General features: G+C 64.2%; 24 protein-coding genes. 23 read left to right on the top strand and 1 reads right to left on the bottom strand.

The features are described from left to right. The first annotated feature begins 103 nt into the window (after window positions 1-103). The 23 genes from AC27IQ_RS00120 (at window position 104) to AC27IQ_RS00010 (ending at window position 23,567) form a co-directional block, all read left to right on the top strand. Window positions 104-511 carry a hypothetical protein gene (locus AC27IQ_RS00120; protein WP_228316124.1) on the top strand — a complete coding sequence of 136 codons (408 nt, stop codon included), beginning with the start codon at window positions 104-106 and terminating at the stop codon, window positions 509-511. A gap of 14 nt (window positions 512-525) precedes the next feature. After that, a complete protein-coding gene (locus tag AC27IQ_RS00115; RefSeq protein ID WP_228316123.1) occupies window positions 526-786 on the top strand; it encodes a hypothetical protein in 261 nt (86 codons plus the stop codon). 76 nt (window positions 787-862) lie between these two features. Beyond that, complete coding sequence (locus AC27IQ_RS00110; RefSeq protein WP_228316122.1) at window positions 863-1,516, top strand: hypothetical protein; 654 nt, start codon at window positions 863-865, stop codon at window positions 1,514-1,516. A gap of 64 nt (window positions 1,517-1,580) precedes the next feature. Next, a complete protein-coding gene (locus tag AC27IQ_RS00105) occupies window positions 1,581-2,690 on the top strand; it encodes a DUF6094 domain-containing protein (RefSeq protein ID WP_441004858.1) in 1,110 nt (369 codons plus the stop codon). 54 nt (window positions 2,691-2,744) lie between these two features. After that, window positions 2,745-3,071 carry a methyltransferase gene (locus AC27IQ_RS00100; protein WP_228316121.1) on the top strand — a complete coding sequence of 109 codons (327 nt, stop codon included), beginning with the start codon at window positions 2,745-2,747 and terminating at the stop codon, window positions 3,069-3,071. Between the two features lie 85 nt (window positions 3,072-3,156). Beyond that, window positions 3,157-3,465, top strand: coding sequence for a hypothetical protein (locus tag AC27IQ_RS00095; protein ID WP_228316120.1), 309 nt, complete (start codon window positions 3,157-3,159; stop codon window positions 3,463-3,465). A 101-nt stretch (window positions 3,466-3,566) separates the two neighbouring features. Next, window positions 3,567-5,837, top strand: coding sequence for a helicase-related protein (locus tag AC27IQ_RS00090; RefSeq protein WP_228316119.1), 2,271 nt, complete (start codon window positions 3,567-3,569; stop codon window positions 5,835-5,837). Between the two features lie 138 nt (window positions 5,838-5,975). Beyond that, a complete protein-coding gene (locus tag AC27IQ_RS00085; protein WP_274342056.1) occupies window positions 5,976-6,554 on the top strand; it encodes a hypothetical protein in 579 nt (192 codons plus the stop codon). A gap of 67 nt (window positions 6,555-6,621) precedes the next feature. Then, the gene (locus tag AC27IQ_RS00080; protein ID WP_228316117.1) at window positions 6,622-6,945 is read left to right on the top strand and encodes a hypothetical protein; all 324 of its coding nucleotides are present in this window, start codon (window positions 6,622-6,624) and stop codon (window positions 6,943-6,945) included. A gap of 260 nt (window positions 6,946-7,205) precedes the next feature. Continuing rightward, window positions 7,206-7,331: a hypothetical protein gene (locus AC27IQ_RS00075; protein ID WP_487087278.1), complete on the top strand. Its 126-nt coding sequence runs from the start codon at window positions 7,206-7,208 to the stop codon at window positions 7,329-7,331. After that, window positions 7,328-7,975: a DUF1629 domain-containing protein gene (locus AC27IQ_RS00070; protein ID WP_487087276.1), complete on the top strand. Its 648-nt coding sequence runs from the start codon at window positions 7,328-7,330 to the stop codon at window positions 7,973-7,975. The genes AC27IQ_RS00075 and AC27IQ_RS00070 overlap by 4 nt, the downstream gene beginning before the upstream one ends. Before the next feature lie 43 nt (window positions 7,976-8,018). After that, window positions 8,019-11,918, top strand: a complete 3,900-nt coding sequence (locus tag AC27IQ_RS00065; protein ID WP_487087274.1) for a hypothetical protein — start codon at window positions 8,019-8,021, stop codon at window positions 11,916-11,918. Further along, window positions 11,857-12,594, top strand: coding sequence for a hypothetical protein (locus tag AC27IQ_RS00060; protein ID WP_487087272.1), 738 nt, complete (start codon window positions 11,857-11,859; stop codon window positions 12,592-12,594). Before AC27IQ_RS00065 ends, AC27IQ_RS00060 begins: the two co-directional genes overlap by 62 nt. A 132-nt stretch (window positions 12,595-12,726) precedes the next feature. Then, window positions 12,727-13,323 (top strand): PFGI-1 class ICE element type IV pilus protein PilL2, encoded by a 597-nt coding sequence (pilL2, locus tag AC27IQ_RS00055; RefSeq protein ID WP_228316214.1) that lies wholly within the window; start codon window positions 12,727-12,729, stop codon window positions 13,321-13,323. Continuing rightward, window positions 13,320-13,970 (top strand): hypothetical protein, encoded by a 651-nt coding sequence (locus AC27IQ_RS00050; protein WP_228316113.1) that lies wholly within the window; start codon window positions 13,320-13,322, stop codon window positions 13,968-13,970. The genes pilL2 and AC27IQ_RS00050 overlap by 4 nt, the downstream gene beginning before the upstream one ends. Window positions 13,971-13,977: 7 nt before the next feature. Beyond that, complete coding sequence (locus AC27IQ_RS00045; protein WP_228316112.1) at window positions 13,978-14,736, top strand: TIGR03759 family integrating conjugative element protein; 759 nt, start codon at window positions 13,978-13,980, stop codon at window positions 14,734-14,736. Continuing rightward, the gene (locus tag AC27IQ_RS00040; protein ID WP_441004857.1) at window positions 14,721-15,323 is read left to right on the top strand and encodes a lysozyme family protein; all 603 of its coding nucleotides are present in this window, start codon (window positions 14,721-14,723) and stop codon (window positions 15,321-15,323) included. The genes AC27IQ_RS00045 and AC27IQ_RS00040 overlap by 16 nt, the downstream gene beginning before the upstream one ends. 2 nt (window positions 15,324-15,325) lie before the next feature. Further along, window positions 15,326-15,904: an integrating conjugative element protein gene (locus AC27IQ_RS00035; RefSeq protein WP_487087395.1), complete on the top strand. Its 579-nt coding sequence runs from the start codon at window positions 15,326-15,328 to the stop codon at window positions 15,902-15,904. A gap of 1 nt (window position 15,905) precedes the next feature. Beyond that, a complete protein-coding gene (gene traD, locus AC27IQ_RS00030) occupies window positions 15,906-18,077 on the top strand; it encodes a type IV conjugative transfer system coupling protein TraD (protein ID WP_487087270.1) in 2,172 nt (723 codons plus the stop codon). Then, window positions 18,074-18,823, top strand: coding sequence for a TIGR03747 family integrating conjugative element membrane protein (locus AC27IQ_RS00025; protein WP_487087268.1), 750 nt, complete (start codon window positions 18,074-18,076; stop codon window positions 18,821-18,823). The genes traD and AC27IQ_RS00025 overlap by 4 nt, the downstream gene beginning before the upstream one ends. A gap of 473 nt (window positions 18,824-19,296) precedes the next feature. Then, the gene (locus tag AC27IQ_RS00020; RefSeq protein ID WP_487087267.1) at window positions 19,297-21,351 is read left to right on the top strand and encodes a hypothetical protein; all 2,055 of its coding nucleotides are present in this window, start codon (window positions 19,297-19,299) and stop codon (window positions 21,349-21,351) included. Further along, window positions 21,308-22,636, top strand: a complete 1,329-nt coding sequence (locus tag AC27IQ_RS00015; RefSeq protein ID WP_487087265.1) for a hypothetical protein — start codon at window positions 21,308-21,310, stop codon at window positions 22,634-22,636. Before AC27IQ_RS00020 ends, AC27IQ_RS00015 begins: the two co-directional genes overlap by 44 nt. 628 nt (window positions 22,637-23,264) lie before the next feature. Next, window positions 23,265-23,567: a hypothetical protein gene (locus tag AC27IQ_RS00010; protein WP_487087263.1), complete on the top strand. Its 303-nt coding sequence runs from the start codon at window positions 23,265-23,267 to the stop codon at window positions 23,565-23,567. A 167-nt stretch (window positions 23,568-23,734) separates the two neighbouring features. Here AC27IQ_RS00010 and AC27IQ_RS00005 read toward each other — a convergent pair whose 3' ends face one another. Next, window positions 23,735-23,989, bottom strand: a complete 255-nt coding sequence (locus AC27IQ_RS00005; protein WP_487087261.1) for a hypothetical protein — start codon at window positions 23,987-23,989, stop codon at window positions 23,735-23,737. Window positions 23,990-24,075: the final 86 nt, after the last annotated feature.

Genomic DNA, 24,075 nt, shown 5'->3' with positions numbered 1-24,075 from the left:
ACTGGCACTTCGCTCCATCGCCGCACACGCGGCGCTTTCAGCACCCGCCGGGGTTCTTCCCCGCGGGGGAGACCTCCGGCTCTTCTATCTCAGGAGGCCTCCCATGGGCTGGCATTTCTCTCCCCAATCGCGGTCAGAACTGATCGCGCAACTGATCGCTCCGCAGGAGACCGAGCGCGCCAGCGTGAAGGTCATCGCCCACGCGCTGCGCGGCAATGTCCTCTGGTCCGTCGCGGAAGTGACCGCCAAGACCGAAGGCGTACATCGGGACCTCGCACCGGGCCAGTCCCTGCGCACCATCCGTTGCGATTTGATGGAGCGCAGCGGCGACCAATGGGGCTACAAGCCCTTGGACGAGTCCATGCACCCGTACTACTACTCGTGCCCGCTCTCCTACCTCGACCTCGCGCCAGAGCAGTCCGCCGACTGGCGTGCAGGCGTTCGCGCCTACCACGCGCGGCGTCGCACACCCACGATGGCCGCGGCATCCACCACGGTGCTGACGGCTTGAGCGAAGGAGCCGACATGGACCCGATCCTGGCGGCGCTTTCGCCCTCGCTGTTGTCACTCGTTGAAGGGAGTTTGTCCAACGACGAAGTGTCCTGCGATGCAGAAATGCGGGCGCACTTCATCGGCAACGGCCTGACCGAGGAACAGGCACGGCAGGCACTGACCTACCGCGACCAGTACCTCCACTACATCTACCTGGAGGGTTTCACGCCGATCACCTCGGCAGACCAGGCGCTTCACTTCAACCCGCACACCCGGCAGTTCACGCCGGGCTGAGCGGCTTTTTTTCCACCCCCTGGGGCAGTACTTGCCCCGGCGGGCGGTGCTGCCCCCTTCATCCGAGGACACCACCATGCCCGCAAACCGACCCTCCACTCCGCCCCTCTACCGCATCGACGAATGCGCCGACCTGATGGTCGATGCCTGCGTCTGCGGCGCACAGGGCGAACTCGTCTTCCTGTCCGTCTGGGCACGCGACACCGCCATCCAGGAGTTTCTGGCGCGCCTGACATTGCCAGGCGACGCACAGGGCCTGGACCAGTTCCACTTGGTCACCGGCGAAGGCGCTGCGCTTCCCGTGTTCGTCGGCAACGTCGAGCAATTGGAAAAGCGCACGACGCGCGCCTTCCGCCGCACCCTGTTCGGCTCCATGGTCCACCTGTGGCTGTTCGATCGCCGCTGCGTGCAGCCCGATAAAGCGAACGCCAGCGCGCTCGCCCTGATTCCCAAGGCCGACGCCGCGTCCACCGAACGGTTGTGGACGCTGGTGCAGCAGACCTGTCCGCTGCCCCTGCTCGACCACTGGCGCGACACCGTGCTGGAACTGCTGTCCACCCAGGCGATGCTGAGCCGCCTTCCGATGGCGCTCGGGCCGCTCGAAGGCCATCGGCTGGCCCTGGATGTGCCCGTGCTCGCCCGAGCATTGGGTGAGTTGATCCGCCGCGATGTTCTCCGCGCCTGCGCGCAAGACGCCCTCCCGGCGGAGCCGCTTCGGCGGCGCGCCTGACGCCCTCGATGGGCCTGCAACGCTGGCCCTTCCTCCTTTTTTCTCCCCGCAACAGGAGCATTCCATGGCACTCATGTTTCCGCGCCTCGCGCGCAATTTCATCAAGGCGGGCTACTTCCCGACCGACGAACCGACCCTGGAGCGGGTGCTGTCCGCCCTCGCACCCGCCAGCGGTCCGATGTGCATCCTCGATCCCTGCGCCGGCGAAGGCGTGGCGATCGCCGAGGCGGCCCACGCCCTCGGGCGCGAGCAGGTCACCGCGTATGCCGTCGAATACGACGGCGAGCGCGCGGCCCACGCGCGTTCGCTGGTGGACCACTGCCTGCACGGCGACCTCATGGACACGATGATCTCCCGCCAGGCCTTCGGCCTGCTCTGGCTCAATCCGCCCTACGGCGACCTGTCCCGGGACGCCAACGGCAACATCGGCTACCAGGGCCAAGGCCGTGCGCGGCTGGAAAAGCTTTTCTACCAGCGCTGCCTGCCGCTGCTGCCGTACGGCGGCGTGCTCGTCTTCATCGTGCCCAGCTACGTGCTCGATGCCGAACTGGTCGGATGGCTCACGCGCCACTTCGATGGCCTGCGGGTCTACCGAGCGGTGGAGACGCAGTTCCGCCAGGTGGTGGTCTTCGGTCGCCGGGTCCGCCAGCGCGACCAGGCGTCGGACGAAGCGAAAGCCGCGCGCGGCCTGCTGCTGCAGGTCGGGCATGGCGACGTGGAAGCCGACGCATTGCCGACCGAATGGCCGTTCCTGCCGTACACCGTGCCTGCCAGCCCGGCGCCGCCGGAGCATTTCTACCGCGTGACGATGGAGCCGGCGCAGTTCGCCGAGGAAGTCGGCCGGCTGCAAGGGCTGTGGCCTTCGGTACAGACGCACCTGGGCGCCGCCCAGCAGGCCTTGCGCCCACCGGCGCGGGCCTTGTCCTCCTGGCATCTCGCCTTGGCGCTCGCAGCCGGTGCGGTCTCTGGCGTGGTCACCTCCAAGACCGGCCGCGTATTGGCCGTCAAGGGCGACACGCACAAGGAGAAAACGCTCGCCAGGCAGTACACCGAGCGGGACGACGGCTCCGTCGCAGAGACCCGCATCCTCACCGACAAGTTCGTGCCGGTCATCCGCGCGTGGGACTTGACGCCGTCCTCCCCGACCCGGGGCGAGGTGTTGACCATTCGCTGACGTTCGATCCCATCGGCGGCCTCGCCGCCTCTTTCCAACCCAAGGAGTCATTCCATGCTGCAAGGTCTCTTCGCACGCCAGCGGCGTGCATCCGTGCCGTCCCCGCTGTTCTCCGTGTGCCAGCTCCAGTTGAGCGAGCAGGTGCATTGGCTGGACAGCAAGGGCCTCCTTGATCCCCTGCCCTATGTGCAGCGCCACATGCGCGGCGACTGGGGCGAGGTCGATGAAGCCCGGCGCCGCGCCAATGAAGGCGCGCTGCAGGCAGGCGGCGTCCTGCAATCGCAGTACCGCATCACGCCCCGGCTGGCGTTGCTCGTCCTCACCGACGAGGCGCGCCACCGCACCGTCGTGCGGCTGCCGGAGGAACCGGATCCCCGCTGAGCGGTTCCGCTTTTTTTTCATTCACCCCCTGGGGCACGTCGCGGCCCCGGGGCCGGGCGTGCTCCGCTTTTGAAAGGAGCCTTCCATGTCGTCTTCTTCTCATCGCATCCCGCAGCGCCACAACCCGCTGTTTCCCATCGGCGCGCTGGTCTACAGCGAAGGGGTCTACCGGCTGGTCCGCGAGGGCCGGCTGGACCCCCTGCCCTGTGTCCAACGCCACATGCGCGGTGACTGGGGCGATGTCTCCGACGAGGCCTGGCATGCGAACAACGCCGCGCTACCAGCAGGCGGACGCCTGGGCTCGTTCTATGTCGTCACCCGCGAATTGAATCTCCACGTTTTCACGCTGGCGGACCGCAGTGCGACCCACGTCGTGCTGCCGTCCGAGAACTGATCTCGCTTCTCCGACGGCTTGCCGTCGCTCTTCCCATCCCCGGGGCATGCCACCTGCCCCTCGGGGCGGGTGCATGCCCTTTTTTTCTTTGGAGCATCACCATGTCCCTCGATCTCGATTCCAACGATGCGGCGCCCATGCAGGGCGAACTGCTGGACGACGCATCGTCCCCGCTCACCATCGCCCTCACCGACTTCGTCTCGGAGTTCGGCGACGAATTGCTGCAGGCCCTCAACGGTGCGAACCCGCCGGTGTACACCGGGCAGGTGCGCATGCACCGGCAATCGGTGCTCTCCGGCCTCAAGCGCCGGCTCTTCCCCGCGCAGGCCGACGTGGTGCACGCGGTTACCGAGCTGCTCGTCGACCGCGGCGAACGCGCTGCGTTCGTCAACGGAGAGATGGGCTGCGGCAAGACCACCGTCGGCATCGCCACCGCCGCCGTGCTGCACGCCGAAGGCTACCGCCGCACGCTGGTGCTCTCCCCGCCCCACCTCGTCTACAAGTGGCGCCGCGAAATCCAGCAAACCGTCGCTGGCGCCAAGGTCTGGGTGCTCAACGGCCCGGACACACTGGTCAAGTTGCTCAAGCTGCGCGAGCAGCTGCAGGTCCCCGCGCACGCGCAGGAGTTCTTCGTGCTCGGGCGCGTGCGCATGCGGATGGGCTTTCACTGGAAGCCCGCCTTCGCAGTGCGGCGCACCCGCCACGGCGACGTCGGCACCTGCCCGCATTGCGGCACCGTCATCACCGACGAGGACGGCGAGCCCATCGGCACCGCTGAACTCGATGCGGAGGAAACCCGCCGCACCTGCGGTGGCTGCCGTTTGCCGCTGTGGACGCTGATGCGCCCGCGCAGCCTGTCGGCCACCGATCAGTCCAGCGCGGTGCTCAAGGCGCTGCAGCGCATTCCCACCATCGGACAGGTCACCGCGCAGCGGCTGATGCGCACGTTCGGCGACGGCTTTCTCGCCTCCATGCTCGGCGACAACATCCACGAGTTCATCAACCTGATGGATGACCGCGGCGAGCTGGTCTTCTCGGACCGCCAGGCACATCGCATGGAGCGCGCGATGGCGAACATGGAGTTCGGCTTCGGCGAGGGCGGCTACCAGCCATCCGAGTTCATCAAACGCTATCTGCCGCAAGGCACGTTCGACCTGCTCATCGCCGACGAGGCGCACGAGTACAAGAACGGCGGCTCGGCCCAGGGACAGGCGATGGGCGTGCTCGCGGCGAAGGCGCGAAAGACGCTGAATTTGACCGGCACGCTGATGGGTGGCTATGGCGACGACCTGTTCTATCTGCTGTTCCGTGCCCTTCCCGGGCGGATGATCGAAGACGGCTACCGGCCCTCGAAAAGCGGCTCGATGACCTCGGCCGCGATGGCATTCATGCGCGACCACGGTGTGCTCAAGGACATCTATTCCGAGAGCACCGGCACTTCGCACAAGACGGCCAAGGGCTCCAAGGTGTCGGTGCGCACGGTCAAGGCACCGGGCTTCGGGCCGAAGGGCGTGCTGCGCTGCGTGCTGCCGTTCACGGTGTTCCTCAAGTTGAAGGACATCGGCGGCGACGTGCTGCCGCCCTACGACGAAGAGTTCCGAGAAGTGGCGATGAACCCGGCGCAGGCATCGGCCTACCAGAACCTGGCAGGCCGGCTCACTACGGAATTGCGGCAGGCATTGGCACGCCGCGACACGACGCTGCTGGGTGTGGTCCTCAACGTGCTGCTGGCCTGGCCGGACACGTGTTTCCGGTCGGAGACGGTGGTGCATCCCCGCACGCGCGACACCTTGGCGTTCGTGCCGGCCCAGTTCCACGAACTGGACGCCATGCCCAAGGAACGGGAACTGGTCGAGATCTGCCGGCAGGAGAAGGCACTGGGCCGCAAGACCCTGGTCTACACGGTGTACACCGGCACGCGCGACACGACGGCGCGGCTCAAGCGGCTGCTGGAGATGGAAGGCCTGAAGGTGGCGGTACTGCGCGCGAGCGTGGAAGCCTCCCGCCGCGAGGACTGGATCGCCGAGCAGCTGGACCGCGGCATCGACGTGCTCATCACCAATCCGGAACTGGTGAAGACCGGGCTGGATCTGCTGGAGTTTCCGACGATCGTCTTCCTGCAATCGGGCTACAACGTGTATTCGCTGCAACAGGCCGCACGCCGCTCCTGGCGCATCGGCCAGAAGCAGCCGGTGCGCGTGATCTACCTGGGCTACGGCGCCACCTCGCAGATGACCTGCCTGGAACTGATGGCCAAGAAGATCATGGTGGCGCAGAGCACGTCGGGCGACATCCCGGAATCGGGGCTCGACATGCTGAACCAGGATGGCGATTCGGTGGAGGTGGCACTGGCACGGCAGCTGGTGCATTGATCCTGTGACGACACTTGGCGGCTCCTTCGGGAGCCGTTTTTTTGCCCGCGCACCAGCCAAGCGCGCTTACCAGCCGTTACGACGGCGGAAACACTACGTCCGACACTTTCCACCGTGTAGAACGACCCGGAGAACAGGATGATCTCTTCCCGCACTCTTGCAGCCACGTCCAACCAGGACGCAGCACCGAACGCACGTCCCCCGACACCCGGCCAACCCCTTCCCGATGATGAAATCCCGTTCAAGGCGGATGTGTGGAGGGACAACGGGCGCATCGTCGGAGCGACTTTCAAGGGGCAGATTTCGACCACCAGATTCAACGGACGGGTGAAGACCGGCGGCGCCGAGGTCAATGTCGAGCGAGGCAATGCCTTTGGCTCCGCCTCCACCAACGGCACGTCCATGGATGGCCGCGTGGGGTTCAGAACTGGCCTGGAGAACTTCGAGTTGAGCGCCTCGTTCGCCCCGGGCGGAGAGCTCAGCGGATCGGGCAAGGTTACCGTGGGCGATGCGTCGTTCTCGTTTTCCAATGACTCCATCGGCACCGAGTTCAAGTTCGCCAACGGCGCCAGCGCCGCGATTAGCAGGAGTACGGACGGGGCATGGAACGCGAGCTGGAGCTCCCCGGCTGCGGGCAGCTTCCAGACGGCACTGAATTTCGAGAACAGCGGCGGCAGTTGGTCGATTAACGCCAACTTCACGCTCAAGGTCGAGTGACGGCATAGCATTGATCGCGTGCGCTGCGTGCCGCGCACTAGTTTTCGGAACCTTACGGTGGACGCAGATGCTGCCGCAATCCTTCGTCGCTCGGGCAATCCTGATCGCACTGATCCTGGCCTTGGCTGGTTGCGCTTCGATGGACAGGAGCATGCATCGCTTCGACAGTTGGCTGGGCTCGTTCAAGAGCCGCGATGATGGCGGCTACCTCGCCACCTGCAACGAGCCTGGCAACACGTTCGACGCGACGACCGCGCCTCCTTGCGAGAGCGCTCTCCGAAGGCACTGCCCGAACGGGTTCAACCTTGCCAGCGTCGGTGCCACGGAAAACCCCAGCCCCCGCAGCTTTACCGAAAAGTACCGGGTGACGGCCCTGGCGTACTGCAAGTGAGTCGCCGCAGGCGGGGCTCTGAGGGAGAGCCGGTCAGACTTCCCCTACTGCGCGCCATCAACCGAACTGGCATCCTATCGAAGTCCAGGTGTCCGGCATGCCCCGGGCTCTCCGGGCGTGAGAACGCCATACAACAGTCGACTCGTGCGTTGTGATCGCGTGTAGCGCGATGCTCTGTCCGAACGTAGTTTCGGAAAACTACGAGATTGCTGGGGTGTCTGGCTTGAAGATACAGTAATTGCTGATCCACCCTGATTGTGGTGAAGCTCCTCTTGGCTGGTGGCAAGCTGGTCGAATGGGTTAACACTGCAGCTTTGATGTTTCACTTCCAACAAGTCTTCACCAATCATCGAATGGCACAAAAATCAGTTGAAGTGACCCAATGAATAGCAATCAGATTTCTCAAAAGGGACGCTTCTACCTCCTCGATCCGGACATACGCGGCGGAGGTCCTGGAACCGATGTTGAAATCTCCAACGAAGAAGCCCTTCTGACACCTCCACGCCTCATCATCCGGCCCGTGGAAGGCGGATTTCCGACGCTCGCGGAAACGCCGGTTCTGGCTCACGAGCGCAATTCAAAAAGGCGCCCTCGAGATCTCGAAGGAGGATTCAGTGGTTACTGGCTGGTTTCGGAGCGGCTCAAGCGCGCTTTCGAGTCAGTGGACGCCGAGGGCTTTGCATTCGTCCCCTGCGATTACACATTGCCGGACGGCTCGAAGGGCCCGCAGCATTACCTGTGCGACGTGGTTCGGACCATTTTTGCGCTGGACAAATCCAGCTCTGAATTTCAAACGCGAATCGCCCGGGATCACGCTGCCAATCAAGACGTGGAGATGATTACGTTTTCGGGAGGAGCGAAGCTATTCTTCAAGCAGGAATTGATTGGGGATGCCCATGTCTTCAGGATGGGAGAGGATCCATCCAGCGTGATCTGTGATCGCACGATGTATGAAGCGATACGAAGCGCGGGAATTGGAGTGAAACCTAGCTCCGATGGCCTGTGGTGGAAGGACGCCGCCGATTTCTAGTGGCTTGCACTCACTGTGATATGCCGACTCGGAATTTCGGACCGTGGCCAAGAATGACAAGCCGGTTTTTCAGGGACACCACCTTGTTGAGCAGCAAGCATTCCGAGACAGCGCTCTGCTCAAGAAGCTCTCCAATGTGGGGCTTTTCAGTCTGGATGGCGACGCCAATCTGCTGAACCTCCCGGGGGACAAGCAACTGGCGCTGCAGCTTGACGTCTCTCCTCACAATGGCGGCCCTCTCGGACAGTATTCCCAGGGCCTGAGACAAGAACTGAATTTCCTCCAAAAGAGCTCTGATGGCCAAGCGGCAATGGCTGGCGATCGTGGGGCGGCCACGAGAGTCGCCAAGGACGTGGACAGGCTTTGCGCCACTTTGAAAGTGGCCATGGTGAACAACGATCTGCTGACCAACACGCCCATCGGAATGACGGTAGAGCAGGCCAACCAGTTCAACCGAGATTTCTTCAAGAAGCTGCCCGCCTACCAGCAAACCCACAGCCTGCAGATCGATGAAGCCATCAAGCTGACGGGTCCGGAAGCACGTTGGCCTGCGGTACTCAAGTCCGAATCCAATCTCATCCACAGTCTTCACGCGATCGATCAACCGGGCTTCAAGACAGTCAAAGGCGATGCGGCAATCGGTCGACAGTTGTTGGGGGAATCGGTCGAGCAGGCGCAGGCAGGTGGACGCCTGACGCTTTCAGCGCAGGGCACCGATCAGGTCAGTCAAGCGTTTGCCAGCAACGCGGCCGTAGCGCAGCCCCTACGCACGGTGCCAATGGCATCCAGCTCCACCGCGTTGGATCCGCATTCCACAGTTGCTCCGCGCTCGCAACGCGGCTTCGCCACCGCAGAGCTACTGGCCGGCGAGCTGTCTGCAGGCCAGGCACTGCGCACCGCCGGCCTGCTCGCCACCGCCGCCGACACGGTGATGACCGGCCAACGCGCCACGCAGTTCCTCGGCCAGGACAATCCGCTCGCCGCGCAATCGGAGCTTGCGCACTTTGCCGGCCGCAACGTCGGTGGCTGGGCCGGCGGTACCGCAGCTGCCTACGCGCTGGGTAGCTCGGGCGCCGGGCCGATGGTACTGATCGCAGCCGATGCATATTTCTTGAGTACCGCTGGCGAGAAGGCCGCCGCGTTGCTCGACAACCGCGCCATCTACACCCAGACCGATCGCGAGGGCACGCAGTGGTCGTTCAACGGCACCGCCTGGGCGCGCGAGGGCAAGGCCGACACCACCAACGACGGGGTAGACAACCCCACCTCCACTCCCATCATCGCCAGCTACGGGAAGGCACGCGAGCTCAATTACCAGGCCACCAGCGCCGCTGCCGCGTTGGCCTTGAAGGATGCGCCCGCTCCGCAGGATCCGTATCGCCAGCCGGCCAATGCCACTGACCGCCCCAGCCTGAGCAGCGCCGACTGGCGACGCGATGCAACGGACGGTCAGTGGCATCGGCTGGTCAAGGCCGAGATCTCTGGCGCCAATGATCGCGGCAGCTACGTGCAGGAAACCGCTTTGCCGCACCGCAAAGCCGAACTGGACGCGCAGGCGCAGGAGGTCATCGCCCGCAACATCGCCAACAGTCCCGGCGCGATCGCTGCGCGCTACGCACTGGCGCACCACCGCAGCGGCTGGGCGGCCGATGGCCTGCCGATGTCGCCAGCGGTGCAGCAGGCGCTGCCCGATCTGGATGCCTTGACCGCCTCGAACGGCCAGCGCTACTACCGTGACATCGAAGGCCAGTGGACCAGCAACGGCGCCCCACCCGATGGCAACCGCGTGCTGGAACTGGAGACCACGCGCGCGATGCTGCAACCGGCACTGGCCGAGCAGGCGCAGGCCATTGCCGCCATCCAGCAATCCCCGCAGGACGTACAAGGCGAGCAGACGCTCTACCGCTATCGCATTGTCGGCACCGAGTTGCAGCCGCAATGGCGTGAAGCGATCGAACTGGCGACGCAACGCACGCGCGAGGCAGAGGGACTTGCGGGCGATGGCGCGATGCAGTTGCAACGCGGGCCCGGTGGCACCTTCGGCGCCGATAGTCCGATTGCGCATCTGCAACGCGGCCCCGATGGCGTAGAGCGCATTGCAGCAGTCACCAGCACCGAGGACATCCGCCAAGCACTGCAGGAGGTACAGGCACGGCAGAACCCGGCCCTGCCGATACAGCAGCTGGCCTCTGCGCCTCGCTCATCGGACGGATCCGCAGATGCGGACACGTCGTCTTCCGCCCCCTCCAACCAGCATGCCCTCGACGTGCAGGCGCGGGGCCAGGCGGCCAGCGCCGCGCAGGAGCGTCAGGAACGGCAGCAGGAAGACCGGCAAGCGCAAGACCAGCAGCTGGCGCAGGCACGCGCGCACACGCTGCAGGAGCAGACCTCGCACGAAGACCGAGCGCAGGACGCTCAGGCGTTGCAGGCGCATGCATTGCAGGAGCTTCGCCGGCAAGAGTCGCAACAGCTGGAGCAGCAAGAACGGCAGGCACAAGCTTCCCAGCAACGCGAGCAAGTCCAGCAGCAGGCGCACGACACCCAACAGCGCGAACAAGCGCAGCAACAGGCCCAGGAGACGCGCCAGCGCGAGCAGGAAACACGCCAGGCCCAAGACGACCAGCAGAGCCAGCAGGAACGCCTGCAGGCGCAGACGGTGCAACATGCCGAGCAACAGCTGCTGCACGCCCAAGCGGCTCCACTACGCGAGCAGGAGCCGGCACAGGAGCCCGTCTCGCGCGAGCCGTCGTCGCTCCAGGCGCAAGACACATCGCCGCGCCAGCCCGAACAGCGGTATACCCCGGATGACGTCGCCCAACGGCGCCAGGAGCAGCTGGCAGAGCCTGCGCAAGCACATGCATCCGACGTAGCGCAGCAGCGGACGCAAAGCCGACAAACGCAAGAAGAGCACACGCAGGAAGTCCAGCAGCAGGTTGCGGACCTGCACAGCGGCCAACAGCCGATGACGGCGCAAGCCTCGGGTGCGCAGCAAGATGCACCGGCGCAGCAGCCCGAGCAGCCGGCAGACGCGTATCTGGCCCAGCCTGCGACTGCGCCTTCCGCTTCATCGCTCGCCATGCCGGTCGCCGCAGAACAGCGCGACGATCAACAGAAGCGCACGCCACAAGCACTGGAAGCACCAGATCCCCCGGCAGCGTTGCCAGTGTCCGCACAGCTCGCGCAAGCGAGAGGGACATCGCTGGAAATGCCGACCGCTGGTCGCTCCACCGACGCCCCCGAGGGCGCGGCTGATGCGCGCGAGCCGCTTTCCGCGTCCTTGGCAGATGAGCACGACCGTCCTGCCGCTGTGCCCGTCGATCCGGACTCCTGGGAGGAAATAGAGCGCTCCATGCGTGAACTGCGCATCCAACTCGAACAGGATCTCGAAACAGAAAGCCGCGTCGCAGAAGCGCGGCAGGCGCGCGTGGACCGTGGCGAACGGCCGTTTACCGAGTTGGAATTGCGTGATGGGTACGATCCGGATGGCCCCTCGGGACTGAGACCACCACGCGCCCCGCCGGCAGACGCCGCGCCACAGTCTCTTGCTGCTGGCGAGCAGGAAGATCGGCCGCAGCCCCAACGTAAAAACATCACCGGCGATCCGGATGTGGACGAGTTGCTGTACGCCATCGACTGCAAGAACGAACTGGCGATCGAACAGGCCTTGAAACGTGTCGCCAACAGTCCCTACAGCCAGGCCCTTGCCAAACAAGGGCATGAATTTCTGGATGCCCAGGCGATGCAGGAAGCCCAGGAGCAGGCGAGTACGCGCCAGGCACTGAACATGGACGTCTCGACAGAGGTGCAGACCAGCCGCGGCCCGGTGATGGTGATGACACTGCCGCAGTTCGCCAACGGACCGGCGATGCAAGGTCCGCAGGGTGACGGTGGTGGTGGTGGCGGAGATGGCGGTGGTGGAGGTGGAGGCGGTGGTGGTGGATAGCCGGCACGCGTGCAGCAAGTTGAATCATCGAGAGAACGCTATGGACATGCAGAACTCACCAGCGCTGCCCGAAGACAATGGATCGGAACGCGCGATGAAAGAATCGATTCAGGCCATGGCGGCCCTGATCGGGCAGCTGCAGCGGCGAGAGCATGCGCTGGAAGATCTGGTGCGGCAGCAGCTACAGTTGCTGCAGTCCGCCGTCCACAACGCTGATCAGCGGGTCGCTCGGGTGGTTGAGACCGCGCTGCCCCGCCTGACGCAACTGAGTCAGCAGGCGTTGACGCAGACGCTGGAACCGGCGGCGGAGCGCTTCAACAAGAAGATGAGCACCGCGGAACAGACGCTTCAGCAGGCCACGCAGCGCTATGCGAAAGCGCAGCACGCCTTGGAAACCACAATCATGCGACGAATGTGGATCGCATCGATCGCACTGCTGCTGTCGGGTGTCCTGAGTGTGATCGTCGCAGGCTACGCTGCGTACAGCACGAAGGCGGTCATCGCGGAAGCGGCGCAGCGCCGGGCAGAAATCGACTATCTGGATCGTGTTGCGCGCGCCAATCTCGTGCCCTGCGGCGACGATAGGTTATGCGCCGAGCTAGAGAAGAGAGGCGCGCGCTATGGCAATCAGAGCCAGTTTCGCGTGATCGCCTTGCGCAGATCTACTCCACGCTGAGCTGCTCGCGCAGCTTTTGAAACTCGCAGGCTTGGAGAAGGCAGCACAATCAAAGCGCAAGTGCGGACTTCGGATTGATGACTGACGCGAGCGCCGATCAGATGGATCGTCACGACAACCCAGTTGTTCGAGATGTTCCAAATGCAGGCGATCTCTCTGTCCGAATTCGACCGCAGTCATGCCATGGCCGTTGCTGGCGCACTCACTCTGGCCATGCTGGGCGGTTGCGCCACCGTCACCGCAACGGAGGATAAAGCGGCGCCTCCATTGGCCCCGATGCCTGCGACCGATACGACGCTCCCCCGCGCTATCCCAGTCGTTCGCCAGAGCCGCTATACGCTGGTGGAACTGGTGCCACAGGCAGCCCAACGCGACCTGCTCCTGCAGGTCGTCGACATCACGCTCCCGCCATCGCCCCAGACCACCGTCGGCGAAGGCTTGCAGTATCTGCTGCGGCACTCGGGATACCGTTTGTGCGCAGACGGCGCAGCGAGATCGGAGCTGTATGCCCAGCCGCTGCCCGCCGCGCACATGCACCTAGGACCACTTACGTTGCGCGATGCACTGCTGACCATGGCTGGCAGCGCTTGGGGACTCCACGTCGATGACGTATCCCGGCAGGTGTGCTTCCACCTTGCCTCCGAAGCGTCCGCCGAGGGCACTGGCAGCACCTGCACGTTGCCGCCGCTGGCGGACCTCGCCCCCGAAAACCGCATGGAGCGCCCATGATTTCCCATCCGCCGAGCGGGCGCGCCCGCATGCGCTGGCCCTGGGTGGCAGTCGGTGCCGCCGTGCTCCTTTTGGGCGTCGCCACGGTGACCAACACCGTGCGGCTGTCTCGTCTGGCACAGGAGACGCACAACGCCCATCGGGATGCGGAGATGCAGAGCCTGGCAAGCAGCGTGGCGCAACTGCGCGGGGCGCTCGATGAAGCCCGGCGCCAGCCCGCAACAGTCACCGAATCGGCATTCTCAGCGGAGAAGCAGGCCATCGGCGAACGCATCGCCCGCATCGAGCAGGCGCAGGGCAGCATGGCCCGCGCGGACGACGTGACCGCACAGACGGCGCGCATCGACGCACTGCAAAAGCAACTGGCCGAACGCCAGGCCGCCACCCGACCGACACGTGCATCCGCAAGCGGTGCAGCACGACATGCCACGCCGGCGCCGCCACCCTTCGCGGTGCTCGGCACGGAACTGCGGGCCGGGGTGCCCTTCCTCGCCATCGCCCCGCCGGGTGCTTCCTCGCCCGCGCAGATCCGGCTGCTGCGGGCGGGCGACCAGGAAGGAGACTGGCGGCTGGACGGGATCGAGCCGGGCGCCGCGCTGTTCACGGTGCGCGACCAGGCGCGCCGCGTGCCGGTGCACGCACGGTAGGCGCAAGATGGACGATCCTCGCCCTGCCCTCGTGATCGCGGGCTTGGCCTTGGCCCTGGCGGCGAACGCCCAGGCGCTGGCCCAGGCACCGGGCAGCGCCGAGTCCCGCATCCGCCAGAGCGAGTCCCGCCCGCTGGACAAGGCGCGCGACGACGAAGGCCAGGCGCACGAGTGGAACCTGCGCGCCGAAGAGTGGTCGCGCTACCGGGCGCTGATGCAGGGGCCGCTGGGCACCTACTCGCCGGGTCTCGATCCGCTCACCGCGCTGGGCATCGAGGCCCGTTCCGACCAGGAACGCCGCCGCTATGCCGAGCTGCAGGTACAGGCCGAGGCCCGCCGCGTAGAGAAGACCCTGAGCTACCAGCGCGCCTACGACGCGGCCTGGCAACGCCTGCACCCCGGGCAGGAGCGCGTGAACCTGCAAGGCGTGCAGGGTGTGCAGGCGGACACCAGCAAGTCCGGCATGCCTGGCGCCGCGGAGCCCGGGCGAATCGCGGTCTTCGTCAAGGACGGTTGCGCGCCCTGCAACCAGCGGGCGCTGCAACTGCAGGCGGCCGGTATGGCCTTCGATGTCTATGTGGTCGGCAGCCGCAGTGACGACGACCGCATCCGCCGCTGGGCCAGCCAGGCAGGCATCGATCCGGCACGGGTGCGCGCACGCACCATCACGCTCAACCACGACGGCGGCCGCTGGCTGTCGCTCGGCCTGCCGGGCGATCTGCCAGCGGTGGTGCGTGAGGTCGGCGGCCAATGGCAGCGGCAATGATGGACCGACGCCACCCTTGGTGGCTGGTGCTGGCATTCGCGCTGGGTGCGTGCAGCACCACCCAAGCGCGGTCGCAGGAACTGCCGCCGCCGGCCTATCAGCTCGCCGCGGCCCAGGCAGGCGTGCCCTCGCCCGTGCTGTATGCGGTGGCCTTGCAAGAAAGCGGAACGCGGCTGCGAGGCCGTCAGGTGCCATGGCCGTGGACGCTCAACGTGGCCGGAGCCTCGCAGCGCTATGCCACGCGCGCCCACGCGTGCCTTGGGCTGCGCCAGGCGTTGCGTCGGACGCCGGCACAGCGGATCGACGTCGGGCTGGGCCAGGTCAATGTCGGCTACCACGGCCAGCGGGTCGCGCAACCGTGTGCCCTGCTCGATCCCTACCGCAATCTCGCGATCGCGGCCGAGATCCTGCGCGAGCAGCACACGCCCGGCGAAGACTGGCTGCTGGCGATCGGCCGCTACCACCGACCGGCCGGCGGTCCGCCCGCCATGCGATACCGCGGCAGCGTGCACCGCCATCTGGTCCGGGTGCTGGGCAGCCCTCAAGCACTCGCCGCATTGAACGGCCATCGAGGTTCCTCGCCATGAACATGCATCGATTCCAAGTTGCCGGCGCCCTGCTCGCGCTGGCCACACTCAGCACGCGGCCCTGCGCGATCCGGGCCGCGTCGGCGCCGGCCAGTCTGCCCACGCCGCGCCCTGCGCTGATCGTGGTGGAGGACCGCGGCGGGGTTCCCGCGCAGCCCTACTACGATGACCTGGGCCTGCCGGTACGCTCTTCGGCGACAGCGGATGCGCCACAGCGTCTGCCATTGCCCGGCGCAACCACCGGTCCTCGCGGGGAAGCCGCCATGCTGCCGGTGCGCTCGGGTTGGCTTACGCCAGGAGTGGTCGAGCGCCGCCCGCTTCAGGCATCGGGACTGACGCCGTTCTTCGTTATCGGCGACGATGCGCGCTCGCGCGAATGGCTGCAGCAGCGGCTCGTTCGCCTGCGAGAACTGCACGCCAGCGGGTTGGTCGTGAATGTGGCATCGCCGCAGGCGCTGGACGCGCTGCGACGGCTGGCACCGGGCATGACGCTCTCGCCTGCGTCCGGGGACGACTTGGCCCAGCGACTGGGGCTGCGCCACTACCCCGTGCTCGTCACGGCCACCGGCATCGAGCAGTGACATGGCCCAGGCGCACGCGGTGGAGGTGCTGCTGCGCCCCGCGGTGGAGCTATACACCGTGGCGGTCTGCGCCGGCGCCGCGCTGGTGTGCGTGGTGGCCCCGTGGTCGCTGGCGCTGAATCCCCTCCTCGGCCTGGCCAGCGCGCTCGCCTTCCTGGCTTTCGGCGTCCTGCGACTTCGGCAGGCATGGGCCATCCTGTGCTATCGCCGCAACATCCGACGCCTGCCCCGGTATGTGATGGCCAGCAAAGAGGTGCCTGTCAGCCAGCAGCGCCTGTTCCTCGGTCGAGGCTTTCGCTGGGACCAGCGCCACACCCACCGCCTGATGCAGACGTACCGCCCGGAGTTCCGGCGTTACGTGGAACCCACGCGGATTTACCAGCTCGCGCGGCGCTGCGAGGCGCGGCTGGAGTTCGCACCGCCGCCATGGCCACACCTGGCACGCTTCACCGGCTGGGACCATCCGCTCAATCCGGCCCGGCCGCTGCCGCCGGTGGGCGGCATGCCCCGCCTGCACGGCATCGAGCCGCAGGAGGTCGACGTGACCTTACCGCTGGGCGAGCGGGTCGGCCACACGCTGGTGCTCGGCACCACGCGCGTCGGCAAGACGCGGCTGGCCGAGCTGTTCATCACCCAGGACATCCGCAGGCGCAGCAGCACGGGCGAGCACGAGGTGGTGATCGTGTTCGACCCCAAGGGCGATGCGGATTTGCTCAAGCGCATGTACGTGGAGGCGCGCCGTGCCGGGCGCGAGGGCGAGTTCTACGTGTTCCACTTGGGATGGCCGGACATCTCGGCACGCTATAACGCCATCGGGCGGTTTGGGCGAATTTCCGAGGTGGCGACCCGCATCGCGGGACAGCTCTCGGGCGAAGGCAACAGTGCCGCTTTCAGAGAATTTGCATGGCGGTTCGTGAACATCATTGCCCGCGCGCTCGTCGAACTGGGGCAGCGCCCGGACTACCTGCTGATCCAGCGGCATGTCGTGAACATCGATGCGCTGTTCATCGAGTATGCCCAGCACTACTTCGCCCGGAACGAGCCGAAGGCCTGGGAAATCATCGTCCAGCTCGAAGCGAAGTTGAACGAGAAGAACATCCCGCGCAACATGATCGGTCGGGAAAAACGTGTCGTGGCGCTGGAGCAGTACCTGTCCCAGGTGCGGACCTACGACCCGGTACTCGACGGCCTGCGCAGCGCCGTGCGCTACGACCGCACGTATTTCGACAAGATCGTGGCAAGCCTGCTGCCGCTGCTGGAAAAACTCACCACGGGCAAGATCGCGCAACTGCTGGCGCCGAACTATTCGGACCTGTCCGATCCGCGGCCGATCTTCGACTGGCTTCAGATCATCCGCAAACGTGCGCTGGTCTACGTGGGCCTGGACGCGCTGTCCGATGCGGAGGTGGCCGCCGCCGTGGGGAACTCGATGTTCTCGGACCTCGTGTCGGTCGCCGGGCACCTGTACAAGTTCGGCGTGGACGATGGCCTGCCGGGTGCATCCGCGAACACGAAGATCCCGATCAACGTGCACGCGGACGAGTTCAACGAACTGATGGGCGACGAATTCATCCCGATGGTGAACAAGGGCGGCGGTGCCGGCATCCAGGTGACAGCCTACACGCAGACGCTCTCGGATATCGAGGCGCGCATCGGCAACCGCGCGAAGGCCGGCCAAGTGGTAGGCAATTTCAACAGCCTCATCATGCTGCGCGTGCGCGAGACCGCCACGGCCGAACTGCTGACCCGGCAGTTGCCCAAGGTGGAGGTGTTCGCAACGTCGGTCATGAGCGGCGCCACCGACAGCTCCGACCCCACGGGCAGCACGGCATTCACCTCCAATACGCAGGACCGCATCGCCAGCACGAGCGTGCCGCTGATCGAGCCTGCGCACGTGGTGGCGCTGCCCAAGGGCCAGGCCTTCGCGCTGATGGAGGGCGGCAACCTCTGGAAGGTCCGCATGCCCCTGCCCGCACCCGATCCCGACGAGGTGATGCCGCGCGATCTGCAGGAACTGGCGGGCCACATGCGGCAACACTACGTCGAGGCGGGCGCGTGGTGGCATGGACCAGGCGCACCGGCATCGCAGGATGCAGCCCTGCCTGACGACCTGCTCGCGGGGTTTGCACCGGAGACTGACGGCGGTGACAACGCCGGAACAAACGCGCCATGAGCGACGTCGCCGCCACCGCGCAGCGCCAGCAGGTGCGGCAACAGGGACTGATCCTCGGTCTCATCACCCTGCCGTTTCGCTGCTTCGGCGTGCTGTGCGGTTCGCTGTTCCTGTGCATCGTGGTGGAGTGCATCGGCATGGCTGTGTTCTGGCCGGATCAGGGCTGGCGCCATGCGCAGGCCATGCTGAACCACGAGCTGGACCAGTTGTCGGACTACTTCGTGCGCAGCGCGCTGGTGCAGGAGCCGGGGCGCACGGCGCACGAGTGGGTCCAGCACGCCTACGAATGGGCATTTGTTCGCAGCGGGCTACTGGAGTGGATACAGGATGCGTCGCGCCAGGCACGCGCGGGTGCATCCAGCCCCGCGTGGAGCCTGCGGCAGGTGCTGGGGACGGTGTCCACCCACGCCGAGGGCTACCTCATTGCGGCGGCCTACACCGTGTTGGTGTTCCTGGTTCGGCTGCTGGTGCTGTGCCTGACCCTGCCTCTCTTTGCCCTGACCGCATTCGTGGGGATGGTGGACGGGCTGGTGCGCCGCGACATCCGGCGCTTCGGTGCTGGACGCGAATCGGGGTTCCTCTACCACCGGGCGCGAGCCAGTCTGATGCCGCTGGCGGTGCTTCCTTGGGTAACCTATCTTGCCTTACCGGTCAGCGTGCATCCGATCGCGATCCTGCTGCCCAGCGCCGTACTGCTTGGCGTAGCTGTGGATATTGCTGCCGGGAGTTTTAAGAAGTACCTCTGATTGCTAACGCTCTTTCCATGGACACCCAATGGCCTTAGATGTACATGTCCGATTGCTGGGCTAATTGATAAACGCGAACCATCCTCTGAACGCCAAGACGACCTCGGGAGACTACTCTGCAGTGGCTGCAGCCACGGTAACGAAGCAACCGAGCGGCGCTTTCTCGGAGAATGCAGCGGCTGATCCTCATTTTCTAAGCGACAAATTTTGACGGCGTAGCAGCCTTTGTTGTGACCACGAAACTCGGGGCAATTCACTCTTATGGAAACAGATGAAATAGCCCTTTTTAATGACGTTTTTAAATAATTCCCGCACATCAAAGCAAGCCAAAAAAGATGAAGCATCGAATTCCAAGCCTTAGCCACTCAAACTTCCACGCACGAACCGTACTACGCGCAAGATTTGCCGCGTTGCCTTCGCGGCACCGTCCTCACATGGGCTTGGCAGATTCTGAGCAGGAGACGCCCAGCGACGTGGACTTGCTCAAGCTTTTGCTGGATACGACTTCGAGCAGAAACGATGATGAAACGACGGCACGCGAGGGATATGAGCGCATCCGGTCCGGGGGTGGGGGTGAACTGCCGGACTTCGACGAAGCGCTGGCGAGGGGATGGTTTCGGAGCATTCAAGGACGGCTAGCTCCCGCTGTTGTGTTACGCGACTACTACTTTCGGCGTGACGTCCCGTATGCGGAGGCGTTACGGGCTTTTGCCTACTGGCTGAGCGAAGTGGCATACCACACCGCACACCCGGGCACGTATGCCAGCGCGGTCTCTTTCGAGACGTATCTCATCGACGAACAGGCGTCATCGAGTCAAAAACCGCCCATCCAGACGCCGGCCTGGATTGCGGCACGCCTTTGGGATAGTGCGCCGTCAGCCGATATTGCAACATGGGCGATGCGCTGGGAACTGCTCGACTGGGTGAGGCTTGTTCCTTCTATTGCTTGGTCGCAACAAGATGCAGAGCGGTTCAGGGTGGCCGCACTTCAGGCTCTGCGCAATGCCAATCTTCCTGCATGGGACCATGTGTTCATTCCCGAAATCTTGCGGACTTCCGGGGACATGAGAAAGCTGGCGCCTATTGAGGTCAGGCCAGATCTGCTGGGGCGTGTCCTGGGTCGCAAGCCATCCCACTACGGAACTGATCTCTACGAGGCGCATTCGCTCTGCGCGCTCATGCGAGTGCTAACGCTTGAACTGGCGCATATAGAAGCTGGACCAGTGCCATCCAAGATAGCGCGTGAACTTGTCGCGATTGCGCTAGATCATCCTGACTTTTGCGACGTCCTGATTGACTGTTGCTTGCAAGCTCCACAGGTGCTGGCTGATCTGATTTTCTGCCCACCTGCTGCTAGCTTGGTCTGCTACTTGGTCGCCACATGGCGTACGAAACTCCCGCTTGACCGCGACTATCGCAATGAGGCTACCGACTTAGTGCAAGCCTCCTTGCTGGCGGACTGCCTGGAGGTGCTCCGACATCATCTTGTTCAGGAGGAGGCTTTACCGATCGAATCAGCGCGATTGCTGATCGTGATGCAAGCCCATGATGGTGGAGGACATGATGACGTGCCTTTACTGCCTATCGGCCTCGCCCACCTGGATGGATTGCCTGCCGAGATGAAGCGGCAGATTCGTCGGTCGCTTGTGGAGATGACCAACACCAAGGCAAGCTCGCTTGACTTTTCCGCGATGCTGAAGGCGGCGGCCATGATCGGGGAGTCGTTGCCTGCAGCAGAAGCGCAGACTGTGGCTTCGACGTACCAACAGGCATTTCGCTCGAAGCAGCGCTCTGATACGCGATCGCTGGATGCGACGGCGGCTGCAGTTTTGGCCCGGCTGGCAATGGATCATGACCATCTCAAGCCCAGCATCTTCTATCCACTCGACGTGCAAGCCGAGTTGAAACGAGGTTCAAATGATGTTGTTGGATTGGGCCTGTCAATGCGCGAGCATGTCCGGATGCTGAGTCGAGCGATTGTGGGCTACCCTGAGAGCGTGCCGGACGAACTCGTCGAGGCCTTGGCTTCAGCGATCCAGTTGGGATCGAGTAATCGCCCGGACAAAGGGCGGATCGACGCGTTCACATTCCATCTGGACGGTCAAATTCGAGGCAAACCGGGACCGCGCCTGGAAGTGGATCTGAGCAACGCGGTGAACCATCTAGGGGTGTCCTCACAGCAAGAGTGCATCATCAATGCCCTTCTGCTTGTCGAGGAACCCCTGGTGCCGGCATCGTTGTTGCCTCGTGTGCCGGCGATGTACCGCGACCGCCTTGTTGCCCGATTGAAGGTTTTGACGCCCAACGAAGCCAGTAGTGCCGCATTCGTCACTCAATCGTCGGAGCGGGGACAGGCACTTTTGGATGCTGGACTTCCTGAGCTTGCTAGGGCGTATCTGCATGAGACAGAAAAAAAAGCATCTCAGAAGAGATCTTCCCGCGCTGGCGGTGCAGACCCTGAATCAGCAACTACAGATTCACTACATGAGCGAAGAATTCGATGCGATCGAATCGACAAAAGTTCCTGAGGGGATACCCTCGGAGCATCAAGCCGAAGCGCAAAGAACGCTGAGATTCTTTCACGCACTGGCATGCCTTAAGAAGGAACCGCCCGAAGCCTTCAAAGCAGCTGTAATTTTTCGCAGTTTGTATCAGCAGCAGCCGCTGCCTGCGTATGCAATCAATCTGCTTGCCGCACGTGTGATCAAGCTCCTCGGGGAGAATTTGTTTCGTATCGTGGCTGGTGAGGACGCTAAGATGGCTCGTCTCGCAATCGATGAGGCTGATCGGGCCATTCCCTCTGTCCACGCACTCAACGACATGTCCCGAGCTATCCATGTACCGAATTGCGCCGCGATGTTGCTGGCCATCGGGCTCCCCAGGGAGGCCATGAATCGCCTCAAGGAACTTGCCTCCATGGAACGCACCGTCCAGAGCACGGTATTAGAGGCAGTAGTCAGCGCCAGGCTTGGTGAGCCGGATCGCGCCCGTGCGCTGATCCGGTCAGGCAAGGAGCGCTACGGCGACGCACCCCTGCTCGTTGGGGCTGAAAGCCATATCGATCATTCGGCTGGTTTCGGCGCGCCCCCTCTCGTTCTTTCCAAGCAGGATGCGACGGTCCAGTTGCAAGCGGCCCTGCGTAAGTTCATGGAACTGCCCTCTTCGGAGCAGGCTGAGATACTTCTGGGTCCTCACAGGGCGTTGGAGAGGCTGCTGACGACGGCCTTTCAGGACGCGCTTGCTGCATTTCAACGAACGCTTTCATTCCTCAAGCTCGATAGGCATACGGAGTTTGATGAAGACGACTTCAACGGAATCGTCGCTGAGTTGGTCGAGGCGCGGCTCGAGGGCAATTTGGGCTGGCAGGCACACGAGCAGTCCCCTGGGGGCTACACGGAAAAGGGCAACGCAGGCCGCCGTGACTTTGCGATCCGTCGGCGAGGCGTGGATATCACCGTTTTTGAGGCGTTGAAAGCGTCGCGGCCGAATGACGAACGAATTGAGGAACATCTCCACAAGCTTTTTGGCTACTCTTGGGCCGACATCCTCTTCCATGTCATCTACAGCAATCGCAAGGACGTCGCTGAAATGCGTACTGCAGTCGAAGAGGTGGCTAAGCGGCCGCCGCTTGGCACCAAGTATCTAGGCCAGTCGGCGATATGTGCAGATGGTGCTAGGCCGGGTGCAATCAGGGCCGCCTATCGCAGGAACGGGGTGGATACCACGGTCATTTTCTTCGTCATCGACATGCGGCAAGGCGCTCTGCGAGGGGCGGTAGGCGCGCCGGAGGTGTCCGGCCCCGGCGATGAATGAGATCGCAGATCGCATGCCAGCCAACAAATCGGCGCTGGGCATATCAAGGCTGCTCAGCTAGCGTTTGCGCACCACTACTGTTGCTGGTGCCGAGCTATGGCATCGTGTATGCGTCCGCACCCAACTCGCGCCATCGATATGACGAGCACAAACAATTTAGGACAGGCTTTCCGAGACGCCGCAAGCACCAGCGCCACGGCCAGCGGGGCTGTGCAATTACCTACCGTCGGCGAGACCCTACAGGGTCCACGAACTCAGGTAGATCTCTCACATTTGCCCGACTATGGCTACTGAGCGCAGCAGCACCCGCAGCAGCGCGGCAGGCCGCATGTCCATCCACTGTTTTTTCTATCAATCTGTGTCATCGGCGTTTCTAGCGCTGGCGGGCCTGTTATTCGGCGGTGACGGCGCACAAGCGGGCACCTCGCCCCGCGTGCTCGCATCAGCATCGCCCCTGTCGCCGCGCGTGGGCCTTCTCGACTCACGCCGGCCAGACGCCCCACGCTTGGTCATGGGCCAGCCCCAGCCCGAAGGCGAGCCGCGGCACTATCTTCGGCTAGCTCCCAGTATGGGTAAAAAGCTCGAGTGCTGCGTTCGGGCAGGCGCTGCGGCCCAGGAGACCTCCATCTTGCAATACCACGACGAAGACATGGTGCCTGCGGATGAGCGCGACGCGACATTCCAGAAGGCACCCGAAGAAGGCTTTGTGGCCCTGCTGCTGCCAAAGAACTCAGTGGTCTTACGCACCAGTGCTCGCCAAGTCGTGCTTCAATTGCCGGGCCACCATGTTCGTGTGCGCGTGGACCATTGCCTGTCCAGCGAAGGAATGCACTTGAAGATCGCTGAGAGCGATGCAAAGGGGCAATGGATGCCGAAGGCGCATTACTACCTTCCGCTGGAAACGGATGTAATGCCGGACTGTTCTTCTTGACTCATCCGCGTTCGAGCACGAACCCATCGCATTGGGCAAAGTCTGCACGAATCAGTTCAGTGCAGGCGATGCATGCCTGCACTAACCAGCTTGGTCATTCACTCAAGCACCTCCAGGCACACACAGATTAGGGTCTTGGCATCCTAGAGACCAAGGGTCTCGTCCTGCTACGGGGACATTGCTGGCTGTGCATAGACTGGGCGGTACAGGTGGGTCTTTGCATCCAGCCTCAGAGTGGGCATGCGGTAGTCGCCGCCCACGGCGGGCGAGCGCACCTGGAGCTGGATCTCGTGCGCACGCCGTCGCGCCAGCGGCCGGGACCACGTCCAGTTCCTCGGCGGGTCCGCGGGAAAGAGGTGGGTCAATTTGCCGACGCAGCGGCCGGTGTCGTCCACCAGCAGGGCAGCGGAAAGCGCTCCCACGGCGCATCGGGCGGCAGGCCGCGGTATGGGCGTCGGTGAACACGGCCAGCAGGCGCACCTTGGCGCCTTGGCCGGCGCATTCCCGG

The organism is Acidovorax sp. KPB24-07 (assembly GCF_057543315.1).
This window is presented reverse-complemented; position numbering and strand designations above follow the sequence as displayed.

Coding starts and splice junctions, on each gene's coding strand:
- AC27IQ_RS00070 (WP_487087276.1), top strand. CDS start 7,328: ATGAATAGCAATCAGATTTCTCAAAAGGGACGCTTCTACCTCCTCGAT.
- AC27IQ_RS00045 (WP_228316112.1), top strand. CDS start 13,978: ATGGACGATCCTCGCCCTGCCCTCGTGATCGCGGGCTTGGCCTTGGCC.
- AC27IQ_RS00025 (WP_487087268.1), top strand. CDS start 18,074: ATGAGCGACGTCGCCGCCACCGCGCAGCGCCAGCAGGTGCGGCAACAG.
- pilL2 (WP_228316214.1), top strand. CDS start 12,727: ATGTTCCAAATGCAGGCGATCTCTCTGTCCGAATTCGACCGCAGTCAT.
- AC27IQ_RS00120 (WP_228316124.1), top strand. CDS start 104: ATGGGCTGGCATTTCTCTCCCCAATCGCGGTCAGAACTGATCGCGCAA.
- AC27IQ_RS00115 (WP_228316123.1), top strand. CDS start 526: ATGGACCCGATCCTGGCGGCGCTTTCGCCCTCGCTGTTGTCACTCGTT.
- AC27IQ_RS00015 (WP_487087265.1), top strand. CDS start 21,308: ATGAGCGAAGAATTCGATGCGATCGAATCGACAAAAGTTCCTGAGGGG.
- AC27IQ_RS00095 (WP_228316120.1), top strand. CDS start 3,157: ATGTCGTCTTCTTCTCATCGCATCCCGCAGCGCCACAACCCGCTGTTT.
- AC27IQ_RS00080 (WP_228316117.1), top strand. CDS start 6,622: ATGCTGCCGCAATCCTTCGTCGCTCGGGCAATCCTGATCGCACTGATC.
- AC27IQ_RS00100 (WP_228316121.1), top strand. CDS start 2,745: ATGCTGCAAGGTCTCTTCGCACGCCAGCGGCGTGCATCCGTGCCGTCC.
- AC27IQ_RS00050 (WP_228316113.1), top strand. CDS start 13,320: ATGATTTCCCATCCGCCGAGCGGGCGCGCCCGCATGCGCTGGCCCTGG.
- AC27IQ_RS00110 (WP_228316122.1), top strand. CDS start 863: ATGCCCGCAAACCGACCCTCCACTCCGCCCCTCTACCGCATCGACGAA.
- AC27IQ_RS00090 (WP_228316119.1), top strand. CDS start 3,567: ATGTCCCTCGATCTCGATTCCAACGATGCGGCGCCCATGCAGGGCGAA.
- AC27IQ_RS00035 (WP_487087395.1), top strand. CDS start 15,326: ATGCATCGATTCCAAGTTGCCGGCGCCCTGCTCGCGCTGGCCACACTC.
- traD (WP_487087270.1), top strand. CDS start 15,906: ATGGCCCAGGCGCACGCGGTGGAGGTGCTGCTGCGCCCCGCGGTGGAG.
- AC27IQ_RS00105 (WP_441004858.1), top strand. CDS start 1,581: ATGGCACTCATGTTTCCGCGCCTCGCGCGCAATTTCATCAAGGCGGGC.
- AC27IQ_RS00040 (WP_441004857.1), top strand. CDS start 14,721: ATGGCAGCGGCAATGATGGACCGACGCCACCCTTGGTGGCTGGTGCTG.
- AC27IQ_RS00085 (WP_274342056.1), top strand. CDS start 5,976: ATGATCTCTTCCCGCACTCTTGCAGCCACGTCCAACCAGGACGCAGCA.